Here is a 15,165-nt window from a genome sequence, read left to right as displayed (position 1 = left end):
GCAGGCTCGTTCCTTGCCGGGGCACTGCCCCGGCGCCCGGGAACCACACTGCACGGCATCCCGCTGCAGACGCAAAAGAAACTGGAGGTGGAATGCGCGCCGGACGCATTTCCAAGGCATTCACCCTGGCCGTGGCGGCAGTGCTGGCCCTCGGAGCCTGCACGGCGGCGCCGCCCGCACCCGAAGGATCCACGGCGGCCACGGCCTCCCCGGGAGGGAACGTCACGGTCCTGGAACCGTCCCCCTTTACCTCCTTCAACCCGGACAGCACCACCGGACAGGGTGCCACGAATGCGCGGATCGACTACGCCACGCACTCCGGCTTCAACTACGTGGACAACAACCTCAAGCTCGTCAGGAATGACAAGTTCGGCACGTATGAGAAACTCTCCGACAAGCCGCTGACCGTCAAATACACCATCAACAGCGGTGTCCAGTGGTCCGACGGCGAACCCGTCACGGCCGCGGACCTCTTCCTTGAGTGGGCCGCCGGCTCCGGCTACTACAACGACGCAACCCTGGACGCCAATTTCAAGGTGGCCCGCGGCAACGCCTACTTCAACTATGCGGGGGACACCACCGGGCTGTCGCAAACGTCCATGCCCGTCATTGGCGACAACGGCGCATCGCTGACCCTGACCTACACCAAGCCGTTCTCCGACTGGGAGACGGCACTGGGTTCGACGGTGAGCATTCCGGCCCACATTGTGGCAGCCCGGGTCGGCCTGAAGGACGCCAACGCCCTCGTCACGCTCCTGCAAGGCATCCCGAAGGGTGATCCGGCAGCCCCGGTCAAGGCAAATCCCGAACTTCGCAAGATTGCCAACTTTTGGAACACGGGCTTTGACACAAAATCGATGCCGGACCCCTCCCTGGCCTTGTCCAACGGGCCCTACCTGGTCAAGGGCATCACCGCCGGCAAGGACCTGGTCCTCACACGCAACGCCGACTACAACTGGGGCACGGTGCCCACCCTGGACACCGTCACCGTCCACTACACCGCCCGGCCCGAGGCGCAGATCGCAGCCCTGAAGGCAGGCAAGGCCGACATCGCCTCGCCCGCCCTGACCCAAGACAGTGCGGCCGCACTCGCCGACGCGAAGTCCGGCGGCGTCCAAACGCAGGTGGGTGCCAGTCTCGGCTTTGACCAGGCCGTGCTCAATTTCAAGGGCGTCCTGGCCAAGCCCGATTTCCGCACCGCGTTCCTGAAAACGGTGCCGCGCCAGGACATCGTGGACCAGGCGGCCAAGCCGGTCAACCCCGGCGCCACGGTCCTGGACTCCTTTGTGTTCCGGGCACTCCAGACCCCGTATAAGGAATCATCGGCCAGCAACGGCACGGCCGCCTACGCCGCCGCGGACATCGACGCGTCCAAGAAGCTGCTGGCCGGGGCGACGCCCACGGTCCGTGTCCTCTACAACAAGGACGATCCCGTGCGGTCCACGGAGTTCAACCTCATGGCGGCCTCGGCCCGGATGGCCGGCTTCAATGTCGTCGACGACGGCAAGGGTGCCGGGCAGTGGCTCCCGGCGCTCAAGGCCGGCGCGTTCGACGTCGCCCTGTACGGCTGGACCAGCAACCCCACCGGATCCGTCCAGGTGCCGCAGGTGTTCCGCACGGGCGCCGTGTCCAACCTGAACAACTTCTCCAACACGGTGGTGGACCAGTTGGCCGGGCAGTTGGCCCAGGAGCCGGACTCCGCCAAGCAGGACGCCCTGAAAATGCAGATTGACAAGCTGGTGGTCGGGGCCGGCTACGGGCTGCCGTTGTTCGCGCGCAGCGCCGCGGCGGCCAACGGCCCCCATGTTGCCGGCGTCATGTATTCGCCGGTGCCGGTCGGCATCTGGTGGAACGTGTGGGACTGGAAATACGTGAAGTAGGCCCGCCCCCACGCCGCGGCGGATGCGGCGGCGCACGACGGCGGCAGGTGAGGTTCGTCACGGACCCCGCCTCCCGCCGTCGTACTTTTGGCGCAGAAAGGCGGCGTTGGCGCCGAAAACCGCGGCAACGGTGTGGGAAAACCTGTCCGTCATGCGATAAGGTGGCTAGGCCGTATTTGGCACTACGTCTAGAATGGTGTTATCTGCCGACGAATCACGGCCAAACATAAATGTGACTTTCTGCCGTCGCCCTTTCGGGCCTGCAGCCGGGCCCAACTGAAACGAGTCTTCACGCATGAGCGAAACTTCCCTCAACACTGCCTCGCGCAATGACCTGCGCAACGTCGCCATCGTGGCGCACGTTGACCATGGCAAGACCACCCTGGTGGACGCCATGCTCAAGCAGACGCACTCATTTGCCGAGCACGGCAATGTTGCAGAGCGCGTCATGGACTCCGGTGACCTGGAGCGCGAAAAGGGCATCACCATCCTGGCCAAGAACACCACCGTGGCCTACAACGGCCCGTCGGCCGACGGCACCGTCATGACCATCAACGTCATCGACACCCCCGGCCACGCCGACTTTGGCGGCGAGGTGGAGCGCGGCCTGTCCATGGTGGACGGCGTGGTGCTCCTCGTGGACGCCTCCGAAGGCCCGCTGCCGCAAACCCGCTTTGTGCTGCGCAAGGCCCTGGCTGCGAAGCTGCCCGTGATCCTGCTGGTCAACAAGACCGACCGCCCGGACGCCCGCATCGACGAGGTCGTGGCCGAGTCCATGGACCTGCTGCTGGGCCTGGCCTCCGACCTGGCCGACGAGGTCCCGGACCTGGACCTGGATGCCGTGCTGAACGTTCCCGTTGTCTATGCCTCCGGCAAGCTGGGCCGCGCCTCGCTGACGCAGCCCGCCAACGGCACCGCACCGGACAACGAGGACCTTGAGCCGCTGTTCAAGACCATCATCGAGCACATCCCGGCCCCGCGCTACAACCCCGAAGGCGTGCTGCAGGCGCATGTGACCAACCTCGACGCCTCGCCGTTCCTGGGCCGCCTGGCGCTGCTGCGCATCTTCAACGGCACCCTGCGCAAGGGCCAGAACGTTGCCTGGTACCGCCACGACGGCAGCATCAAGCAGGTCAAGATCACCGAGCTGCTGGCCACCCAGGCCCTGACCCGCGTGCCGGCCGAATCCGCCGGGCCGGGCGAGATCGTGGCCGTTGCCGGCATCGAGGACATCACCATTGGCGAGACCCTCACGGACCTGGAAAACCCGCAGCCGCTGCCGCTGATCACGGTGGACGACCCCGCGATCTCCATGACCATCGGAATCAACACCTCCCCGATTGCCGGACGCGTCAAGGGCCACAAGGTCACCGCCCGCCAGGTCAAGGACCGCCTCGACAAGGAACTTGTGGGCAACGTGTCCCTGAAGGTTCTCCCCACCGAGCGCCCCGACGCCTGGGAAGTCCAGGGCCGCGGCGAGCTCGCCCTGGCCATCCTGGTTGAGCAGATGCGCCGCGAAGGCTTCGAGCTGACCGTGGGCAAGCCGCAGGTTGTCACCAAGATGATTGACGGCAAGGTCAACGAGCCGATGGAACACATGACCATCGACGTGCCCGAGGAATACCTCGGCTCCGTCACCCAGCTCATGGCCGCCCGAAAGGGCCGCATGACCAACATGGCCAACCACGGCACCGGCTGGTGCCGCATGGAATTCATCGTTCCCGCCCGCGGCCTGATCGGCTTCCGCACCCGCTTCATGACCGACACCCGCGGTGCCGGCATTGCCGCCTCCATCTCCGAAGGCTACGAGCCGTGGGCCGGCCCCATCGAATACCGCACCAACGGTTCCATCGTGGCCGACCGCTCCGGCGTCGTCACCCCGTTCGCCATGATCAACCTGCAGGAGCGCATGAACTTCTTCGTGCAGCCCACCTCCGAGGTGTACGAGGGCATGATCGTGGGCGAAAACTCCCGCTCGGATGACATGGACGTGAACATCACGAAGGAAAAGAAGCTCACCAACATGCGTGCCGCGTCCTCGGACACCTTCGAGAACATGACCCCGCCGCGCACCCTGACCCTGGAGGAATCCCTGGAATTCGCCCGCGAAGACGAGTGCGTTGAGGTAACCCCGGAGGCCATCCGCATCCGCAAGGTCATCCTCAACGCCAGCGACCGGGCCAAGGCGTACCGCAGCCGCGCCAAGGTCTGATCTGCGCACGCCGGCACGCCATCCGCGCCTGCCGCACAGCAGCCCGTCCCTGCCTTGGCAGGGGCGGGCTGCTGCCTTTAAAGGTTTCATCTGTATAAAGATCTGGGCGGGACGGGTTCGGGATTACTTGCTGGTAACTATTTCCGGGTAGCCTAGTCCGGTATGAGCTGGGACACGTTCACGTTCAACGACGAACAAGCTGTTGGGCAGTCTTAACTCGAATCCATTTCATAACCAAGGAGGCGGAATGCGTTTCTCGCGCACTTCCAAAGCACTGGGCGTGGCAGCAGTTCTGGCCATGTCCCTCACCGCCTGTGGCGGGACGTCCGGTGGCGGCAATACCGGCGCCGCCGGTGGCAACACCAGCAAGGCCATCACGGCAAACGGCACCGAGCCACAAAACCCGTTGCTGCCGGCGAACACCAACGAAGTTGGCGGCGGCCGTGTCATGGACCTGATCTTCGCAGGCCTGGTCAGCTACGACGTCCACGGCAAGACCGTGAACGAACTGGCCCAGTCCATCGAAACCACGGACTCCCAGCACTACACGATCAAGATCAAGCCGGGGCAGGTGTTCAGCGACGGCACCCCCATCACGGCAAAGAACTTTGTTGACGCATGGAACTACGGTGCGGCAGCCAAGAACGCGCAGCTGAACAGCTACTTCTTCGCACCCATCAAGGGCTACGACAAGGTCAGCGCCCCCAAGTCCACCCTGGACAAGATGGAGGGCCTGAAGGTTGTGGATGACACCACCTTCACGGTCGACCTGTCCGCCCCGGAATCCGACTTCCCGCTGGCCCTCGGCTACACGGCCTTCTACCCGATGCCCGAATCCGCCTACAAGGACATCAAGGCCTATGGCCAGAACCCGGTCGGCGACGGTCCGTACAAGCTGGCTCCCGGCGGCTGGAAGCATGACACCTCCATCACGCTGATTCCGAACGACAAGTACAAGGGGCCGAACAAGCCCAAGAACGGCGGCGTGACCTTCACGCTGTACTCCAGCCCGGATGCCGCCTACACCGACGTGCAGTCGGACAACCTGGATGTCCTTGACCAGGTGCCACCGAGCGGCCTGCAGAACTTCAAGACGGACTTCAAGGGCCGTTTTGTCAACCAGGCCTATGCCGGCAACGCGACCATGACGATCCCGAGCTACCTGCCCGAGTTCAAGGGTGAGGCCGGCCAGATGCGCCGCCAGGCCATCTCGATGTCGATCAACCGCCAGCAGATCATCGACAAGATCTTCTACGGCAACAAGAAGGTGGCCACGGAGTTCACCTCGCCCGTGCTGGACGGCTACGACGGCAACCTGCCCGGCAGCGACGTGCTGAAGTACAACCCCACCAAGGCCAAGGAACTCTGGGCCGCGGCGGACAAGATCAGCCCCTGGCCGGCCGGCAAGGTCTTCACCATCACCTCCAACATCGATGGCGCCGGCAACAAGGAATACATCACGGCCATGGCCAACCAGATCGCCACCACCCTGGGGATCAAGGCGCAGCTGAACCCGATCGCCACGTTCAAGCAGTCGCGTGACCTGATCAACTCCAAGAAGCTCACCGGCGCCTCACGCGCAGGCTGGCAGGCGGACTACCCGTCGCTGCAGGACTTCCTCGGCCCGCTGTATGGCACCGGTGCCGGTTCCAACGACGGCGACTACTCCAGTCCGGCGTTTGACGCCAAGCTGAAGGAGGGCCTGGCCGCCAAGTCCGTTGAAGAAGGCAACAAGATCTTCAACCAGGCACAGGAAATCCTGCTCAAGGACCTTCCGGTCATCCCGCTGTGGTACCAGGCAGTCCAGGGTGTTTGGAGCAACAACGTCACCAACGTGCAGTTCGGCTGGAACGGCGTTCCGCTGTACTACAACATTACTGCCAAGTAATATTCTTAGGGCTGTTGCTTAAGTGGGGGACCCGGCCTACATGCCGGGTCCCCCTTTTATTGTCTGAATCACACTCCCATGTGCTACTTTCCGTACTAGAGACAAAGCGGAGATCCCGCCAGTTGTCCAGTACCGTCCACTATCTGAACAGGTAATTTCATGAACGATTTGCCAACAGGAACACCGGAGGGGGAAACACCGTAATGGTCATGTTCACGCTCCGTCGTTTCCTGCAGCTGGTTCCCGTCTTCTTTGGGGCCACGCTGCTGGTGTACTTCCTTGTCTTTGCAACTCCTGGCGATCCCATTGCTGCACTGTCCGGCGGCAAGCCGATGGCACCCGCCGTCGAAGCCGCACTCCGGGCCCAATACAACCTGGACCAGCCGTTCTGGATCCAGTACGGCCTGTACCTGAAGAACCTCGTGACCCTCAACCTGGGCCAGACGTTCTCCGGACAGGACGTCTCCGCCGTCATTGGCCGTGCCTATCCTGTCACCGCACGCCTGGCCATCATGGCATTGGCCATCGAGGCCGTCTTCGGCGTGCTGTTCGGCGTCATCGCCGGCCTGCGGAAGGGAAAGCTCTTCGACGCGACTGTCCTGGTCGCCTCGCTTGTCGTCATCGCCGTCCCCACCTTCGTTCTGGGCTTTGTGCTCCAGCTGGTCATCGGCGTCCAGCTCGGCTGGGCCCGCCCCACCGTCAGCGGCGCCGCACCCTGGGATGAACTCATCCTGCCGGCGCTCGTCCTGGGGCTGGTGTCCCTGGCGTACGTCATCCGGCTCACCCGGGCCTCCATCAGCGAAAACATGAACGCCGACTACGTGCGCACCGCCACGGCGAAGGGCCTGAGCCGGCCCCGGGTGGTGGTGGTCCACATTTTGCGCAACTCGCTGATCCCGGTTGTCACCTTCCTCGGCGCGGACCTTGGCTCGCTCATGGGCGGCGCCATTGTCACCGAGGGCATCTTCAACGTCCCCGGCGTTGGCAACCTGCTCTACAAGGCCATCCAAAAGGGCGAAAGCGCCACCGTGGTGGCCGTGGTCGGCATCCTGGTCATCGTCTTCGTGGTGGCCAACCTGGTTGTGGACCTTTTGTACGCATGGCTCGACCCAAGGATTCGCTATGTCTGAGAAACTCACACCTGAAACAGACCTGACCAAGCCGGTGATCCCGGCCGCGCGTCAGGGCAAGACGTCCAGCCGGGTCATTGAACACTTCGTGGCCCCGCTGGAGGAAACACCCCTGGCAGCCATAGACAATGTCGATGAATCGGAAGCCCCCCTGAGCCTGTGGGCGGATGCCTGGCGAAACCTGCGCCGGCAGCCGCTGTTCATCATCTCCGCCCTCCTGATCATCTTTGTCCTCGTGGTCGCCTTCCTGCCCCACCTGTTCGCCAGCGTGGATCCCACCAGCTGCAGCCTGAACGATTCCTCTGAAGGGGCCCGTGCAGGGCACCCGCTCGGCTTCACGCTGCAAGGCTGCGATGTTTATTCGCGCATGGTCTACGGCACGCGGGCGTCACTCATGGTGGGTGTCTTCACCACCCTGGGAGTGCTCGTGGTTGGCGGCATCATGGGTGCCCTGGCCGGCTACTACGGCGGCTGGATCGACGCCATCCTGGCCCGCCTGGGCGACATCTTCTTCGCCCTGCCGCTGATCCTTGGCGCCATCGTTGTCATGCAGCTTCCCGCCTTCCGCGACAACCGGAGCGTGTGGACGGTGGTCCTGACCCTGGTGATATTCGGTTGGCCGCAAATCGCCCGAATCACGCGCGGCGCGGTGATTGAAAACCGCAATGCCGACTTCGTCACCGCCTCCAAGGCACTGGGCCTTTCGCGCTTCAGCGCCTTGGTGCGACACGTCATCCCCAACTCGCTGGCCCCCATCATCGTGGTGGCGTCCATCTCGCTGGGCACCTTCATCGTTGCAGAAGCGACGCTGTCCTTCCTGGGCATCGGCCTGCCGGACACGGTCATGTCGTGGGGCAATGACATTGCGGCCGCCCAGCCGCAGGTCCGCAACAACCCCGGCGTGCTGTTGTGGCCCGCCGTGGCACTGTCCATCACCGTCCTGAGCTTCATCATGCTGGGCGACGCCCTGCGTGATGCGCTCGACCCCAAGGCAAGGAAGCGGTGACGGCCATGTCAAACCATGCAAAAGACGAAACTGTGAAACCAGCGGCACCCCGTGCGGATGACGCGCCCCTGCTCGAGATCCGTGACCTGGCCATCACCTTCGAGACCTCCAACGGCCCGGTGAAGGCGGTGCGCAATGCGCACCTGACCATCATGCCCGGGGAAACGGTGGCCATTGTGGGTGAGTCCGGTTCGGGCAAGTCGACGACGGCGCTGGCGGCCATCGGCCTGCTGCCCTCCAACGGGCGGGTCAGTGCCGGGCGGATCATCTTTGACGGCGAGGACATTGCCAACGCCAGCGAAAAGCGGATCATTGAACTCCGCGGAAATTCGATCGGCATGGTCCCCCAGGACCCGATGTCCAACTTGAACCCGGTGTGGAAGATCGGCTTCCAGGTCAAGGAAACGCTCAAGGCGAACGGCCTGGCCGGCGCCAACTCCAAGGAACGGGTCGCGGAGGTCCTCTCCGAGGCCGGGCTGCCCGATGCGGCGGCCCGGGCCAAGCAGTACCCGCACGAGTTCTCCGGCGGCATGCGCCAGCGCGCACTCATCGCCATCGGGCTCGCCTGCCGGCCCCGCCTGCTTATCGCCGACGAGCCCACCTCCGCCCTGGACGTGACGGTGCAGCGCCAGATCCTGGACCACCTGGACCGGATGACGACGGAGCTGGGCACCGCCGTGCTGCTCATCACCCACGACCTCGGCCTCGCCGCCGAGCGTGCCGAGAAGCTGGTGGTCATGTACAAGGGGCAGGTGGTGGAGTCAGGTCCCGCCCTGGAGATCCTGCGCAACCCGCAGCACCCGTACACGCAGCGCCTGGTCAACTCCGCGCCGTCGCTGGCGTCCCGCCGGCTGCAGTCGCAGAAGGCCAAGGACGCCCTGGCGGCAGCCGTCGCCGAGCTGGACACGCCCGCGGACGCCGACACCGCCCCTGATACCGCCGGTGCGACGCCCGCGGACGCCGGGCATGCGCCGTCGTCCATCCCTGCAGCGGCGGCCAAGCCGCCCGCTGCGTCCCTGGACGGTCAGCGGAAGGGCGCCCAGGCCGGCGAGACCATCCTGGAGATCAAGAACCTCACCAAGGTGTTCAAGCTCCGCGGCGCGCTCGGCAAGTCCTCGGACTTCAAGGCGGTGGACGATGTTTCCTTCAGCGTTCCCCGCGGCACCACCATGGCGATCGTGGGGGAGTCCGGCTCGGGCAAGTCCACCGTGGCCCAGATGGCCCTGAGCCTGCTGGCGCCCACCGAGGGCAGCATCCTGTTCGACGGGGTGGAGGTGAACACGCTCAAGGGGAAGGCGCTCTTTGACTTCCGCCGCCGCGTGCAACCGATTTTCCAGGACCCGTACGGTTCGCTGGACCCGATGTTCAACATCTACCGGACCATCGAGGAACCGCTGAAGATCCACAGGATCGGCGATGCCAAGTCCCGGGAAAAGAAGGTCCGTGAGCTGCTGGACCAGGTGTCCATGCCTGCCTCCACCATGCACCGCTTCCCCAATGAGCTCTCCGGCGGCCAGCGCCAGCGCATCGCCATTGCGCGTGCACTGGCCCTGAACCCGGACGTGATCATTTGTGACGAGGCCGTGTCCGCGCTGGACGTGCTGGTGCAGGCACAGGTGCTGAACCTGCTCAACGAGCTGCAGGAGGACCTGGGCCTGACGTACCTGTTCATCACGCACGACCTCGCCGTGGTCCGCCAGATTGCCGACCACGTCACCGTCATGCAGAAGGGCCGCGTGGTGGAGGCCGCCTCCACGGACGAGGTCTTCAGCAACCCGAAGCAGGTCTACACGCAGGAACTGCTCAACGCGATTCCGGGGGCCACGCTGCTGGTGTAGCCGCCGGCACGTGCCCCGCCAGATGGCCGGCATGCCCCCTTGTCCGGGGGCGTGCCGGCCATCGGCGTATCCGCCGGTGCCATTCGGGTAGATTGGGTGCCATGGAGATCCCCACGCTGCTGCCCGGAGTGGGCCCCGACGCCACGCTGCTTTTCATCCATGCGCACCCGGACGACGAAACCCTCGCCACGGGATCGACGATTGCCGCCTATGCTGCTGCCGGGGCCCGCGTGGCGCTGCTGACGTGCACGCGCGGCGAACTGGGCGAGGTCATCCCCGCCGAGCTGGGCCACCTGGAAGTGGGCCGGGCGCTGCGCCTGCCCGCCGCGCACGACGCCGGAACCGGGCCGGGTGCCCCGCCCGCCGACGGCACGGGGCTGGCCCGTGTGCGCGAACGGGAACTGGCCGCAGCGCTCGAGGCGCTGGGCGTCCGGGAACACCTTTGGCTGGGCCAGGGGGCCACTGCACCGGCCGCCGGCCCGGTGGTGTTCCGCGATTCGGGCATGCAGTGGGGGCCCGACGGCCGGGCCATGGCCGCGTCGACCGTCCTGGAGGGTTCGCTGTCCCGCGGCTCCCTCGAAGGGGAGGCGGCCCTCGCGGCGGCCGCCATCCGCGCCCTGCGGCCTGATGCCGTGGTGACCTATGCGGCCGACGGCGGCTACGGCCACCCGGACCACGTCCGCACCCACGAGCTGGTCCTGGCCGCCCTGGGCCTGGCCGCAGGAGCTGAAAATGGCACCCCCGGCTGGACCGTGCCCCACGTTTTCGCGATCGTCAGCGACCGTCCCGAACGCCCGTTGGAACCCGGCACCGCCCGGATTGCGGTGGCCGGCAACAAGGCGGCCAAGGCTGCTGCCATGCGGGCGCACCGGACGCAGATCACCGTGGACGGGGACCGCTACGCGCTCTCCGACGGTGAGTGGCGGGACATCTGCGGCGTGGAGGAATTTGTGGAACTGATGCCCGCCCCGTCTTCCGGGGCCGGATGAGCGGCCCCACGGGGGACGGGCCGTCCCCGGACGGGGGGCCCGCGGACCCTGTTCCGGGGCCGGAGGGGGGACGCTGGCCGAAGCCGAGCCGCTGGGCCGTGGTGACGGCTGCCCTGGCCGCCGGCATCGGCACGGGCTTCCTGGGCACCTCGCTCCACGGGCACCTCTGGTACGCCGGCGGCACCGCCATTCCCCTTGGTGCCGTGGCCGCCCTGCTCCTGCTGGCCTCCGTCGAACTTTTTGTGGGGCTGTGGAGCCGGAGCGCGTGGCTGGTGGTGCTGTGCGGCGGGGCCGCCTACCTGTGTGCGGGCGTATTGTCGCAGCAGCGCGGGGCGTTTGGGATGATCTCCGCCAACATCCAGGGGACGGTGTGGCTGTTCGGGATCGCGGTGGTTTCACCCTTGATGGCGTGGCTGGCCTGGGCCGTCCTGCGCCGGAGCCGCTGAACGCACGGCCGTGGCGGGTCCGTGCCGCCGCCCGTCCGCCGGTGCTGCCCCGCCGGCGCGCAAGGGCGGCCCCACGCCTAGGGGAAGCGCGGCGCGCGGCGTGGGGGAGGCGGGGGAACGGGCTTGGCCAGCAGGACGTCGTCGTACGCAATGGCCACCTCACCGGTCCGGGCCGCCACGCTCACCCCGAGCGCATCGCGGGCCGTGAGGTTGCCCAGCGCGTCGGTGGCGCCGCCGTCGATCCTGTAGCGGACCACCACCCGGGTGCCCAGGGGCAGGGCGGCGAGGACTTCAAGGGCACGGTTCACGTCTTCATACTAAGTCTCGCCGGGATGCGGGAGGGTGTGCCGTGGGGGATAATGAACGTACCGCGGCCATCCAGCCGGCGGGTGATTCTTTGCGAGGAAGGTCGGGACGTGACGTATGTAATTGCGCAGCCGTGCGTGGATGTCAAGGACAAGGCATGTGTGGAGGAGTGCCCTGTTGACTGTATCTATGAAGGCGAACGCTCGCTCTACATCCACCCCGACGAATGCGTTGACTGTGGTGCCTGTGAACCCGTCTGCCCCGTGGAGGCGATTTACTACGAGGACGACACCCCGGAGGAGTGGGCCGAGTACTACAAGGCCAATGTTGAGTTCTTTGACGTCCTGGGCTCCCCGGGTGGCGCGGCCAAGATCGGCAACACGCACACCGACCACCCCCTGATCGCCGCGCTGCCCCCGCAGAACCAGGACTGAGCCGCACCCCATGACAACGGAACCGACCACGGCGGCCGCCACCGCGCCCCAGGGCACCGTCCGCCACGGCCTGCAGCTGCCCGACTACCCGTGGGACTCCATGGCGCCGTACCTGGCCACGGCGGCCGGGCACCCGGACGGCCTGGTGAACCTGTCCATCGGCACGCCCGTGGACCCCACCCCGGCGCTGATCCAGGACGCGCTGAAGGCGGCCTCGGACGCGCCGGGCTATCCCACCACGCACGGGACGCCGGAACTGCGCCAGGCCATCGTGGACTGGTTCGCACGCCGGCGCAACGTGCCCGGCCTGGACCCGGAGAACGTCATGCCCACCGTGGGTTCGAAGGAACTCGTGGCCTGGCTTCCGCTGCTGCTGGGATTGGGCAGGGGCGACGTCGTTGTCCGCCCCACGGTGGCCTACCCCACCTACGACATGGGTGCCGTGTTTGCCGGTGCCACCGCGGTGGCCGCCGATTCGCTGGACGGGCTCGACGCCGACACCCGGTCCCGTGTGCGCCTGGTCTGGGTCAATTCCCCGGGCAACCCCACCGGGATTGTGCGCCCGGTGGAGTCCCTGGCCGCGGTCGTGGCCCAGGCCCGCGAGGTGGGCGCCGTCGTCGCGTCCGACGAATGTTACGGCGAGCTGGGCTGGGGCCGGTGGGATACGGAAAACGGCGGCGAGCCCGTGCCCAGCATCCTGGACCCCCGCGTCACCGGCGGCAGCCACGACGGCCTGCTGGCCGTCTACTCGCTGAGCAAGCAGTCCAACGTGGCCGGCTACCGGGCCGCCTTTGTGGCCGGGGACCCGGCCATCATGGCGAACCTGGTCAACAGCCGCAAGCACGCCGGCATGATCGTGCCGTACCCGGTGCAGGAAGCCATGCGTGTGGCCCTGGGCGACGACGCCCACGTCAGCGCGCAAAAGGCCCGCTACCGGGCGCGCCGCGAACAGCTGGTTGGCGCCCTGGAGGCCTTTGGGCTCACCATCCACCACTCCGAGGCAGGGCTTTACCTGTGGTGCACAGCCGGCGAGGACACCTGGACCACCATCGGCAGGCTCGCCGAACGCGGCATTGTGGTCGGTTCCGGCACGTTTTACGGCGACGCCGGGCATGGTTTCATCCGCGTGGCCCTGACCGGAACGGATGAACGCGTCGCGGCCGCCGTGGCGCGGCTCGGCGCAAATTCGTGACGTTTCACCCCTGCGGAGGCCGTAAAACGGACCGCGGATTAGTGCTCGGCGGCACCTAAGCGGTAGTTTCGTACATAGACGTCTATGCCACCGTGCACCGTTGCGCCGATTTGCAGCCGCTGCCCCGCAGCAACTTCGAGGCCCGCGCAGCCGGGTCCTGCGGTGCGCGGTGAACCCCGCGGGCGGAACAGTCGCATAGATCTGACCAAAGCCTTTCGCAGGCTACCTCATGAAGGGGACTCCATGTCTGAATCCACGAGCGCCACACTGCGCTACGACGGCGGAGAGCTCGAGCTTCCGCGGATTGAAGCCGTAGAAGGCAACGCCGGCTACGACGTGTCCAAACTGCTGGCAAGCACCGGCGCGGTCACATTCGACCCCGGTTTCGTGAACACGGCCGCCACGTCCTCGGCCATCACCTACATCGACGGCGACAAGGGCATCCTGCGCTACCGCGGGTACCCCATCGAGGAACTGGCCCAGCACTCCAACTTCCTGGAAGTGTCCTACCTGCTGATCTACGGGAACCTCCCGTCCGCCTCCGAGCTGGACAACTTTGATTCGCGGATCCGCCGCCACACCATGCTGCACGAGGACCTCAAGGGCTTCTTCGGCGGCTTCCCGCGCGATGCGCACCCCATGCCGGTGCTCTCCTCCGCCGTGTCGGCCCTGTCCACGTTCTACCAGGACTCCCTGGACCCGTTCGACGACGACCAGGTGGAGATGGCCACCATCCGCCTGATGGCCAAGATGCCCGTCATCGCCGCCTACGCCCACAAGAAGTCCATCGGCCAGCCCATGCTGTACCCGGACAACTCCATGGGCCTGGTGGAGAACTTCCTGCGCCTGAGCTTCGGCCTGCCGGCTGAGCCCTATGAGATGGACCCGGTGGTGGTCAAGGCACTTGACCTGCTGCTGATCCTGCACGCCGACCACGAGCAGAACTGCTCCACCTCCACCGTGCGCCTGGTCGGTTCCGCGAACGCCAACATGTTCGCGTCCGTCTCCGCCGGCATCAACGCCCTGTTCGGCCCGCTGCACGGCGGCGCGAACGAGGCCGTGCTGAACATGCTCCGCCAGATCCAGGCCAGCGGAGAACCCGTGGAGAAGTTCGTGGAGCGGGTGAAGAACAAGGAAGCCGGCGTCAAGCTCATGGGCTTCGGCCACCGCGTCTACAAGAACTACGACCCCCGCGCCAAGATCGTCAAGGAGACCGCGCACGAGATCCTGGCGAAGCTCGGCGGCAACGACGAGCTCCTGGACATCGCCATGCACCTGGAGGAAGTCGCCCTGACGGACGAGTACTTCGTCTCCCGCAGACTCTACCCGAACGTGGACTTCTACACCGGCCTGATCTACAAGGCCATGGGCTTCCCCGAAAAGATGTTCACGGTGCTCTTCGCCATCGGCCGCCTGCCCGGCTGGATCGCGCAGTGGCGTGAAATGATGAAGGACCCGCAGACCAAGATCGGCCGCCCCCGCCAGCTGTACACAGGCGAGCCGGAACGCATGTACCCGTCGCGGTAAAGGCCGGTACGACGGCGGTGGGCGGCTTCCCCTGGAGGCCGCCCACCGCCGTTTGCCATTTCCCCCAGACCACCCCCTGAACCACGCCCCCTGAACCACGCCCCCTGAACGAGGAAACACCCGCCGTGAAGAAAATGTTGTTGCAGTCCTTTGCCCTTGCCTTTGGCATCGTGGTCGTCGTGCTGGGGATCATGATCCTCATCGGCAAGGGCGCGTTCCTCCCGTATTTCATAATCGCCGCCGTGCTCCTGGTGGCGGCCCTCGCCTTCCTGTACCGCGGGAAGGCAGGGATCGCCGGCAGAAAGTAGCCGCGCGGC

General features: G+C 66.1%; 13 protein-coding genes. 12 read left to right on the top strand and 1 reads right to left on the bottom strand.

Annotated elements, in window-relative coordinates; translation table 11 throughout:
• The first annotated feature begins 92 nt into the window (after window positions 1-92).
• The 8 genes from G6035_RS13655 (at window position 93) to G6035_RS13620 (ending at window position 11,389) form a co-directional block, all read left to right on the top strand.
• The gene (locus tag G6035_RS13655; RefSeq protein WP_176617651.1) at window positions 93-1,880 is read left to right on the top strand and encodes an ABC transporter substrate-binding protein; all 1,788 of its coding nucleotides are present in this window, start codon (window positions 93-95) and stop codon (window positions 1,878-1,880) included.
• Between the two features lie 295 nt (window positions 1,881-2,175).
• Complete coding sequence (typA, locus tag G6035_RS13650; RefSeq protein ID WP_176617650.1) at window positions 2,176-4,092, top strand: translational GTPase TypA; 1,917 nt, start codon at window positions 2,176-2,178, stop codon at window positions 4,090-4,092.
• 247 nt (window positions 4,093-4,339) lie between these two features.
• On the top strand, window positions 4,340-5,980 hold the full coding sequence (locus G6035_RS13645; RefSeq protein WP_176617649.1) for an ABC transporter substrate-binding protein: 1,641 nt from the start codon (window positions 4,340-4,342) through the stop codon (window positions 5,978-5,980).
• 203 nt (window positions 5,981-6,183) lie between these two features.
• Window positions 6,184-7,110 (top strand): ABC transporter permease, encoded by a 927-nt coding sequence (locus G6035_RS13640; protein WP_176617648.1) that lies wholly within the window; start codon window positions 6,184-6,186, stop codon window positions 7,108-7,110.
• A complete protein-coding gene (locus G6035_RS13635) occupies window positions 7,103-8,116 on the top strand; it encodes an ABC transporter permease (protein WP_176617647.1) in 1,014 nt (337 codons plus the stop codon). The genes G6035_RS13640 and G6035_RS13635 overlap by 8 nt, the downstream gene beginning before the upstream one ends.
• Window positions 8,117-8,121: 5 nt before the next feature.
• On the top strand, window positions 8,122-9,954 hold the full coding sequence (locus G6035_RS13630) for an ABC transporter ATP-binding protein (protein ID WP_176617646.1): 1,833 nt from the start codon (window positions 8,122-8,124) through the stop codon (window positions 9,952-9,954).
• Window positions 9,955-10,055: 101 nt separating this feature from the next.
• Window positions 10,056-10,943, top strand: coding sequence for a PIG-L family deacetylase (locus tag G6035_RS13625; protein WP_176617645.1), 888 nt, complete (start codon window positions 10,056-10,058; stop codon window positions 10,941-10,943).
• A complete protein-coding gene (locus G6035_RS13620; RefSeq protein ID WP_176617644.1) occupies window positions 10,940-11,389 on the top strand; it encodes a hypothetical protein in 450 nt (149 codons plus the stop codon). The genes G6035_RS13625 and G6035_RS13620 overlap by 4 nt, the downstream gene beginning before the upstream one ends.
• A 77-nt stretch (window positions 11,390-11,466) precedes the next feature.
• On the opposite strand, the gene G6035_RS13615 is transcribed toward G6035_RS13620, so the two are convergent.
• On the bottom strand, window positions 11,467-11,697 hold the full coding sequence (locus G6035_RS13615; RefSeq protein WP_176617643.1) for a hypothetical protein: 231 nt from the start codon (window positions 11,695-11,697) through the stop codon (window positions 11,467-11,469).
• A gap of 108 nt (window positions 11,698-11,805) precedes the next feature.
• Between G6035_RS13615 and fdxA the strand changes: the two genes are divergently transcribed.
• The 4 genes from fdxA (at window position 11,806) to G6035_RS13595 (ending at window position 15,156) form a co-directional block, all read left to right on the top strand.
• Window positions 11,806-12,129, top strand: coding sequence for a ferredoxin (fdxA, locus tag G6035_RS13610; RefSeq protein ID WP_176617642.1), 324 nt, complete (start codon window positions 11,806-11,808; stop codon window positions 12,127-12,129).
• A gap of 10 nt (window positions 12,130-12,139) precedes the next feature.
• The gene (gene dapC, locus G6035_RS13605) at window positions 12,140-13,321 is read left to right on the top strand and encodes a succinyldiaminopimelate transaminase (RefSeq protein ID WP_176617641.1); all 1,182 of its coding nucleotides are present in this window, start codon (window positions 12,140-12,142) and stop codon (window positions 13,319-13,321) included.
• A 243-nt stretch (window positions 13,322-13,564) separates the two neighbouring features.
• Complete coding sequence (locus tag G6035_RS13600) at window positions 13,565-14,848, top strand: citrate synthase (RefSeq protein ID WP_176617640.1); 1,284 nt, start codon at window positions 13,565-13,567, stop codon at window positions 14,846-14,848.
• A 125-nt stretch (window positions 14,849-14,973) separates the two neighbouring features.
• The gene (locus G6035_RS13595; RefSeq protein WP_176617639.1) at window positions 14,974-15,156 is read left to right on the top strand and encodes a hypothetical protein; all 183 of its coding nucleotides are present in this window, start codon (window positions 14,974-14,976) and stop codon (window positions 15,154-15,156) included.
• Window positions 15,157-15,165: the final 9 nt, after the last annotated feature.

It is taken from the genome of Arthrobacter sp. SDTb3-6, from assembly GCF_013376095.1.
In the GTDB taxonomy this organism is placed as follows: Bacteria; Actinomycetota; Actinomycetes; order Actinomycetales; family Micrococcaceae; genus Specibacter.
Note: the sequence above shows the minus strand (reverse complement) of the source record. Positions and strands in the feature narration are given on the sequence as shown.